This window comes from Streptomyces sp. SID14478, assembly GCF_010548525.1.
Taxonomy (GTDB): domain Bacteria; phylum Actinomycetota; class Actinomycetes; order Streptomycetales; family Streptomycetaceae; genus Streptomyces.
In genome coordinates this window covers 1-1,017 of sequence record NZ_JAAGMG010001130.1, presented here as the reverse complement: position 1 = coordinate 1,017, position 1,017 = coordinate 1, and the positions used below count along the sequence as shown (strand labels likewise).

Annotated in this window: 2 protein-coding genes; both read right to left on the bottom strand. The window is 72.9% G+C overall.

What is annotated here, in order from left to right:
* Positions 1-556, bottom strand: a 556-nt coding sequence (locus G3I40_RS36225; protein ID WP_164559076.1) for an ATP-binding cassette domain-containing protein, incomplete at its 3' end; no start/stop codon positions are given.
* A 22-nt stretch (positions 557-578) separates the two neighbouring features.
* Positions 579-1,017, bottom strand: a 439-nt coding sequence (locus tag G3I40_RS36220) for an LUD domain-containing protein (RefSeq protein WP_164559075.1), incomplete at its 5' end; no start/stop codon positions are given.

The following is a 1,017-nucleotide window of genomic DNA, read 5'->3' as shown; positions in this document are numbered from 1 at the left end:
CCGCCGCCTGCATCCGCAGGAACTCGTCCTGCAACTGTTCGCGCACCACGGGGTCCACGGCGCCGAACGGCTCGTCCATGAGCAGGACGGGAGGGTCGGCCGCCAGGGCCCGGGCCACGCCCACGCGCTGGCGCTGACCGCCCGACAACTGCTCCGGATAGCGGCCGCCGAACGTCTTCGGGTCCAGGCCCACCAGGTCGAGCAGCTCGGCCGCGCGGGCCCGGGCCTTCGCCTTCTTCCAGCCGATCAGCGCCGGGACGGTCGCCGTGTTGTCGAGGACCGTGCGGTGCGGGAACAGGCCCACCTGCTGGATGACGTACCCGATGCGGCGGCGCAGCTTGACCGGGTCGAGTGCGGCGATGTCCTCGCCGTCGACGTAGATGCGGCCGGACGTCGGCTCGATGAGCCGGTTGACCATCATCATCGTCGTGGTCTTGCCGCAGCCGGACGGGCCGACGAGCGTGACCAGTTCGCCCTCGGCGACCTCGAAGGAGAGGCCGTCCACCGCCGTCGTGCCGTCCGCGTACCGCTTGGTGACCTGATCGAACCGGATCATGACCTCACGCTAACCGCGCCGCCTACTCCGCGCTCACCAGGATCACCTCCAGGGTGCGCGGCCCGTGCACTCCCTCGACCCGGTCGAGCTCGATGTCGCTGGTCGCGGACGGACCCGAGATCCAGGTCAGCGGGCGGGCCGGATCGAGCCGTTCGAGGGCGCCGGGGACCGAGGAGACGACCTGGTCGGGGACGCGGACGACGCAGATGTGGTGGTCGGGGACGAGGGTGATGCGCCGGCGGCCCTGGTCCGGGGAGCCGTCCAGGACGATCGTGCCGGTCTCGGCGATCGCGACCGCGCAGGCGGTGACGACGCTGTCGACCCCGTCGAGCTGCGCGGGGGTGTGCGCGGCGTCGTCGGCCACGCGCTCCACGTCCGTCGCGGACAGCCAGCCGTCCGGCAGCGCGGTCGGGGTCACCACGGTCCGCGCGCCCCGCTGCGCGAGCAGCCGCGCGACGGTG